The 6,407-nt window shown below is 51.7% G+C and carries 9 protein-coding genes; all 9 read right to left on the bottom strand.

All coding sequences use genetic code 11. The annotated features are described in order from the left end of the window. Window positions 1-216: 216 nt before the first annotated feature. The 9 genes from cpoB to cydX all read right to left on the bottom strand — a co-directional run bounded on the left by cpoB (window position 217) and on the right by cydX (window position 6,396). Window positions 217-1,011, bottom strand: coding sequence for a cell division protein CpoB (cpoB, locus tag QRN24_RS14480; RefSeq protein ID WP_014169189.1), 795 nt, complete (start codon window positions 1,009-1,011; stop codon window positions 217-219). 9 nt (window positions 1,012-1,020) lie between these two features. Beyond that, a complete protein-coding gene (gene pal, locus QRN24_RS14475; protein ID WP_003858578.1) occupies window positions 1,021-1,542 on the bottom strand; it encodes a peptidoglycan-associated lipoprotein Pal in 522 nt (173 codons plus the stop codon). A gap of 35 nt (window positions 1,543-1,577) precedes the next feature. After that, the gene (gene tolB / locus QRN24_RS14470; protein ID WP_025204648.1) at window positions 1,578-2,870 is read right to left on the bottom strand and encodes a Tol-Pal system beta propeller repeat protein TolB; all 1,293 of its coding nucleotides are present in this window, start codon (window positions 2,868-2,870) and stop codon (window positions 1,578-1,580) included. A 130-nt stretch (window positions 2,871-3,000) separates the two neighbouring features. Beyond that, complete coding sequence (gene tolA, locus QRN24_RS14465; RefSeq protein WP_014169186.1) at window positions 3,001-4,290, bottom strand: cell envelope integrity protein TolA; 1,290 nt, start codon at window positions 4,288-4,290, stop codon at window positions 3,001-3,003. A gap of 28 nt (window positions 4,291-4,318) precedes the next feature. Then, window positions 4,319-4,747, bottom strand: a complete 429-nt coding sequence (gene tolR, locus QRN24_RS14460; protein WP_014169185.1) for a colicin uptake protein TolR — start codon at window positions 4,745-4,747, stop codon at window positions 4,319-4,321. A 3-nt stretch (window positions 4,748-4,750) separates the two neighbouring features. Beyond that, window positions 4,751-5,443 (bottom strand): Tol-Pal system protein TolQ, encoded by a 693-nt coding sequence (gene tolQ / locus QRN24_RS14455; RefSeq protein WP_014169184.1) that lies wholly within the window; start codon window positions 5,441-5,443, stop codon window positions 4,751-4,753. Beyond that, a complete protein-coding gene (ybgC, locus tag QRN24_RS14450; RefSeq protein ID WP_014169183.1) occupies window positions 5,440-5,844 on the bottom strand; it encodes a tol-pal system-associated acyl-CoA thioesterase in 405 nt (134 codons plus the stop codon). Before ybgC ends, tolQ begins: the two co-directional genes overlap by 4 nt. Before the next feature lie 148 nt (window positions 5,845-5,992). Next, on the bottom strand, window positions 5,993-6,283 hold the full coding sequence (gene ybgE, locus QRN24_RS14445; RefSeq protein ID WP_020884961.1) for a cyd operon protein YbgE: 291 nt from the start codon (window positions 6,281-6,283) through the stop codon (window positions 5,993-5,995). Continuing rightward, entirely contained in the window at window positions 6,283-6,396 is a 114-nt protein-coding gene (cydX, locus tag QRN24_RS14440; protein ID WP_014169181.1) for a cytochrome bd-I oxidase subunit CydX, read from the bottom strand. Before cydX ends, ybgE begins: the two co-directional genes overlap by 1 nt. Between the last annotated feature and the right edge of the window lie 11 nt (window positions 6,397-6,407).

Genomic DNA, 6,407 nt, shown 5'->3' with positions numbered 1-6,407 from the left:
AACCTGCGACCAATTGATTAAAAGTCAACTGCTCTACCAACTGAGCTAACGACCCACTTTTACGCTGTTTTCACGTTGTTTGATATCCCGTGGCAACGGCGGCATATATTACTGATTTAAGAATTCAGCGCAACAAAAATTTCGATGAAGATCACTTAACTGCTTACGAATCATGCTGCACGACCAGAAATAACGCGATTTCTGGTCATGCGATAATCATCCCATCGAATTCAGACGTTTTTGCGCCTGCTTCGCACCTTCGGTGCCAGGGAATTTAGCAACCACCTGCTGATAAACCGCTTTCGCTTTCGCAGTGTCACCTTTGTCCTGCATGATGACACCGACTTTAAACATCGCATCAGGCGCTTTTGGCGATTTCGGGTAATTTTTCACCACTGAGGCAAAATAAAACGCCGCATCGTCCTTTTTACCCTTGTTGTAATTCAGCTGACCCAGCCAATAATTTGCATTTGGCAGATAAGTAGAATCAGGGTATTTCTTCACAAAGTTCTGAAACGCAACGATAGCGTCATCCTGACGAGATTGATCCTGTACCAGGGCAATGGCCGCGTTGTAGTCCGTATTCGCGTCACCGCTCTGAACAGGCGCTCCCGTCGAGGCCGAAGCATCTGCCGCAGGAGCAGGGGTCGACGTCGCCGCACCGCTCTGATCGCCTGCAGCTGGCTGCGCAGCTGCGCCACCGCTGCTGAGACTATCCATCTGCAGCAAGATTTGCTTCTGACGTTCCACAACCTGGTTAAGCTGATACTGGCTTTCCTGAATCTGACCACGGAGAGAATCAATATCGTTTTGGTTGTCGGAAAGTTGTTGCTGGAGTTGGGTTAAAAGCTGACTGTGAGCGTTAGAAATACGCTCGAGTTGAGTGACCCGGTCTTCTACCGAGCCTGAGCCGACACTACTGATTGGTGCCTGAGCAAAAGCGGCCCAGGGGGCCGCTATTCCAACCAGTAACGACAGACTCAACAGATGATGTCTGAAGTTACTGCTCATGCAATTCTCTTAGTAAACCAGTACGGCACGACGGTTTTTGGAGTAAGCCGCTTCGTCGTGACCCAGTACTGCAGGTTTTTCTTTACCGTAAGAAACGATGGAGATCTGGTCAGCAGAAACGCCTTTACCCTGCAGGTACATTTTAACGGCGTTAGCACGACGTTCACCCAGGGAGATGTTGTACTCTGGAGTACCACGTTCGTCCGCGTGACCTTCTACGGTGACTTTGTAAGACGGGTTGCTACGCAGGAAGTTAGCGTGAGCATCCAGCATCGCAGCGAAGTCAGAACGGATGTCGTATTTATCCAGATCGAAGTAAACGATGTTGTTCTGCTGCAGCTGCTGCATCTGAAGACGCGCTTGCTCTTCAGAAGACATGTTGCCATTGCCATTCGCGTCCATACCGGTACCGGCACCCATCATGCCTTCGCCGCTCTGGTCATTGCTTGCATTCTTGTTAGAAGAACACGCTGCGATTGCCATTACAGGCAGAGCGATCATCAGCCCCTTCAGCACTTTGTTCAGTTGCATTTCTATGATTCCTTTAGTAATCAATTAATTATTATTTACAGATACGGCGACCAGGCAGGTGATTTTACCTGTCCATCAGTTGCCGGAATACGCGCTTTGAAACGCCCATCTGTAGAAACCAGATTCAGCACAGATCCCATCCCCTGAGAAGAGCTGTAGATTACCATAGTGCCGTTAGGTGCCAGACTTGGCGTTTCATCCAGGAACGTTGACGACAGAACTTGAACGCCACCCGCTACCAGATCTTGTTTGGCAATGTGCTGCTGCCCACCGTTGGAGCTGACCATTACCATAAATTTACCGTCGCTGCTCACGTCCGCGTTTTGGTTCTGCGAACCTTCCCAGGTAATACGCTGTGGAGCACCGCCGTTGACGTTCACTTTATAGATTTGTGGACGACCTGCCTGGTCAGACGTAAATGCCAGGTTCTGGCTGTCCGGGAACCAGGACGGTTCGGTGTTGTTGCTGCGACCATCGGTCACCTGGCGAATTTGACCAGAGCCAATGTCCATCACGTACAGGTTCAGGCTACCGGTTTTAGAGAGCGCAAACGCCAGTTTGGTACCGTCCGGAGAGAACGAAGGCGCACCGTTGTGACGAGGGAACGACGCAACCTGGCGAACAGCACCGTTAGCCAGCGTCTGGATAACCAGCGCTGAACGACCGCTTTCGAAGGTAACATAAGCCAGTTTAGAACCGTCCGGAGACCAGGCTGGAGACATCAGCGGCTGAGAAGAACGTTTCACCAGGAACTGATTGTAACCATCGTAGTCAGATACGCGCAGCTCATACGGGAACTGACCGCCATTGGTCTGTACCACATAAGCAATACGGGTACGGAACGCACCTTTAATGCCGGTCAGTTTTTCAAATACCGCATCGCTGGCAGCGTGTGCCGCGTAGCGCAGGTACTGTTTAGTGACCTTGTAAGAGTTCTGTGCCAGAACGGTACCCGGTGCACCGCCGGTATCAACCAGCTGCCAGGCAACGTTGTAAGAGCCGTCCGGGTTAGGTGTAACCTGACCAACAACGACAGCATCGATACCGAGTGCAGACCATGCAGCAGGCTGTACTTCCTGCGCGCTGCCCGGCTGCTGAGGCAGACGAGAACGATCTAATGGGTTGAATTTACCGCTGTTACGCAGGTCAGCCGCAACGATGCCACCGGCATCTTCAGGCGCAGCGCCAGGTCCGGCCCACTGGAACGGAACAACACCGATTGGGCGTGCCGAATCCACCCCCTGGGTGATCTCGATACGTACTTCTGCGTGCAGTACTGCTGCCCACAGCATTAAAAAACCAAATGCTACACGTAATGCCTGCTTCATCATATCTCCCTTATCCGGGTAACCTTACCCACGATAATTTAGCAGAATGTTAACAAACCCAAATAGACAAAACTACTAAACACTCGTTAGGACAATAGACTGTTTTTCATACTTCCGTAAGGACAGTCGATTACAGTTTAAAGTCCAGTTTGGCATCTTTTATCCGTTCATAAACAGCCTCACTAGGCGGTTTAGGAATGTTCGCCGACCTTGCAGCGGCCAATGCTGCCTGACAAAGCGCAGGATCGCCCCCTTCAGAGGTCACGCTTTTCAACCTACCATCTGGCGCAAGGTTGATATGCAGTACACATTGTTTGCCCTGATAGATGCTTGCATCAAACAGGCGGTTCTGAATCGCAACCTGAATTTGCTTAGCATAAGCGCTGATATCAGCACCCGTCGCCCCACCATTGGCACCAGAAGTACCACTGTCTTTAGAGGGCTGACCACTGCCTTTCGCACCACCGCCCGCTTTCGGCGCATTCTTACCAGAACTCAGGTCGCCCAGGAGATCGTCAACGCCAGCGGCATCCGCGGCTTTCTCAGCGGCGGCCGCTTTTTTGGCGGCGGCTTTCTCTGCAGCAGCTTTCTTATCGGCAGCGGCTTTTTCTGCTGCAGCTTTTTTGTCAGCAGCCGCTTTCTCGGCGGCGGCTTTCTTCTCTGCTGCGGCTTTTTCAGCAGCGGCCGCTTTTTCTGCTGCAGCCTTCTCGGCAGCAGCCGCTTTCTTCGCAGCATCGGCAGCAGCTTTCTTCTCTGCTTCCTGAGCAGCTTTCTTCGCGGCTTCCGCTTCAGCTTTTTTCTGAGCATCAGCAGCAGCTTTTTTTGCCGCTTCCGCTTCAGCTTTCTTCTGAGCATCAGCAGCGGCTTTCTTCGCCGCTTCGGCTTCAGCTTTCTTCTGAGCATCGGCTGCGGCTTTCTTCGCCGCTTCCGCCGCTAATTTTGCCTGGGCATCAGCTTGTGCTTTCGCGTCCGCCGCGGCTTTGGCTGCCGCCTCTTCCGCCTGCTTCTGCTGTTCCTGAGCTTTCTTCGCGGCCTCTTCAGCTTGCTTCTGCTGTTCCGCCTGCTCTTTCGCCGCTTCCTGCGCCTGCAAACGTTCTTTCTCAAGCTGCTTCAGTCGCTCCTGCTCAGCGGCCTGCTTTTCACGCAGTTCTTCCGCTTGCTGTTGCGCCTGTTTTTCACGCTGCTCTTCAGCCCGTTTTGCGCTCGCCTTCTGCTGTTGCTCGCGGTTATAGTTCTGCACTACCGCACCGGGATCCACCATGACGGCGTCAATGGAAGAGCCTCCACCGCCGCCCGATGATGCATCAATGTGCTCGTCGAACGAACTCCAGATCAGCACTGCAAAAAGAATAACGTGCAGCACTGCGGAGACGATTATCGCTCGCTTAAGCTTGTCGTTCTGTTCGGTTGCCTTTGACACTATCGGTTCCCAAAAACTACGCAGATGATCAAATAGGCTGAGTCATTAAGCCAACTGACTTAACGCCCGCGCTATGTAGCAAGTTCAGCGCTTTAATAATTTCATCGTATGGTACGTCTTTCGCGCCACCGATTAAGAAGACCGTTTTCGGATTTGACTCCAGGCGTCGCTGCGCTTCAGCAATAACCTGCTCAGGTGGCAGTTGATCCATACGATCTTTTTCTACCACTACGCTGTATTGCCCTACACCGGAAACCTCAATGATGACCGGAGGATCGTCATTGGTGCTTACCGCCTGTGATTCTGTCGCATCCGGCAGATCAACCTCCACGCTCTGGGTAATGATGGGTGCTGTCGCCATGAAGATCAGCAGCAGTACCAACAGAACGTCCAGCAGTGGAACGATATTGATTTCGGACTTGAGCTCGCGACGATTTCGTCCACGCGATCTGGCCATGGTTTACCCCTTGTTACTCTCGGTACTGGTAAACGCCTGACGGTGCAGAATCGCGGTGAACTCTTCCATAAAGTTGTCGTAGTTCAGTTCCAGTTTATTCACGCGCTGGTTCAGACGGTTGTAAGCCATAACCGCCGGGATCGCCGCAAACAGACCGATAGCGGTCGCAATCAGTGCTTCTGCAATACCCGGGGCAACCATCTGCAACGTCGCCTGCTTCACCGCCCCCAGGGCGATAAAGGCGTGCATAATCCCCCAGACCGTACCAAACAGACCGATATACGGGCTGATGGAACCAACGGTTCCCAGGAAAGGAATATGCGTTTCAAGGTTTTCCAGCTCGCGATTCATGGAGATACGCATCGCACGCGAGGCACCTTCCACAACCGCTTCAGGCGCGTGGCTGTTTGCGCGATGCAAACGAGCAAACTCTTTGAATCCGCTATAGAAAATCTGTTCGGAGCCTACGAGGTTATCACGGCGTCCCTGGCTTTCCTGATACAGACGAGAAAGCTCAATACCCGACCAGAACTTATCTTCAAACGCTTCTGCTTCACGGCCAGCCGCATTGAGGATACGCGTTCTCTGGATGATGATGGCCCAGGATGCGATTGAAAAACCAATCAAAATCAACATGATAAGTTTAACCAGAAGGCTTGCCTTCAGGAACAAATCAAGGATATTCATGTCAGTCACTGCTTAAACTCCGCGACAATAGACTTAGGAAGCGCACGAGGCTTCATTATGGTTGGATCAACACAGACGATCAGGACTTCAGCTGAGTTCAGTACCGTATTTTCTGCATTGACTATCCGCTGCGTGAAAACCATTGAGGTTCCGCGCATTGATGTAATTTCAGTTTGGACTTCGAGCATATCGTCGAGTCTGGCAGGCGCAAAATACTCAAGCGTCATCTTGCGAACCACGAAGGCAACTCGCTCAGCCAACAGCTCCTGTTGACTAAAGTGATGATGGCGCAGCATCTCTGTGCGTGCCCGTTCATAAAAAGCAACGTAGCTGGCGTGGTAAACCACACCCCCGGCATCGGTATCTTCGTAATAGACACGAACCGGCCATCGAAACAGCGTTGTATTCACTTTACATCCCGGTAATGCAACAAAAGTTAGAGCTTTTAAACTTCGCTACTATACGCGCGGGAAAGATGGTTTGGAATGGGAGAAAGTAAACGGAGAGTAAATTTTTATGGGCCAGGGTAAGCCCATATCATTAACGGACATTTCTTATTCAGAAGAAGAAGAAAATCAAGCCAGCGAGAAGCACCAGATCGGCGATAAGTGGGCAGAAAATCCCCTGCCAGTGCAGCGCTTTCGGACGAAAGCCTACGCCGTGGATCACACCTGCGCACACCGCCCACATAATGAGGAAGCCGTGCCAGATCTCAAGCTCGCTGGTCTTCGCTGCAAAGCGCGAAGGGTCCCAGAAGATACAACCTGCCAGCAGTAATGCCATCACTAAAGAAAGCGCCCTTAACGGGCGCTTATCCATTACCGCGTAAAGCGTCGCGATAATGTTCATTAGTGTTTGTCTTCACCTGCTTTAGACGCTTCGACGTGCTCAAGCGCCAGGGCAGTAATGACACCAAATGCACAGGCAAGAAGCGTCCCTAAAATCCATGCGAAATACCACATATTCAGCTCCT

The organism is Enterobacter sp. MEB024 (genome assembly GCF_030209635.1).
GTDB lineage: Bacteria > Pseudomonadota > Gammaproteobacteria > Enterobacterales > Enterobacteriaceae > Enterobacter > Enterobacter ludwigii.
The sequence above is the reverse complement of the archived record's forward strand: the minus strand, read 5'-3'. Positions and strand labels throughout refer to the sequence as shown.

Coding starts and splice junctions, on each gene's coding strand:
- cpoB (WP_014169189.1), bottom strand. CDS start 1,011: ATGAGCAGTAACTTCAGACATCATCTGTTGAGTCTGTCGTTACTGGTT.
- pal (WP_003858578.1), bottom strand. CDS start 1,542: ATGCAACTGAACAAAGTGCTGAAGGGGCTGATGATCGCTCTGCCTGTA.
- tolB (WP_025204648.1), bottom strand. CDS start 2,870: ATGAAGCAGGCATTACGTGTAGCATTTGGTTTTTTAATGCTGTGGGCA.
- tolR (WP_014169185.1), bottom strand. CDS start 4,747: ATGGCCAGATCGCGTGGACGAAATCGTCGCGAGCTCAAGTCCGAAATC.
- ybgE (WP_020884961.1), bottom strand. CDS start 6,283: ATGAACATTATCGCGACGCTTTACGCGGTAATGGATAAGCGCCCGTTA.
- cydX (WP_014169181.1), bottom strand. CDS start 6,396: ATGTGGTATTTCGCATGGATTTTAGGGACGCTTCTTGCCTGTGCATTT.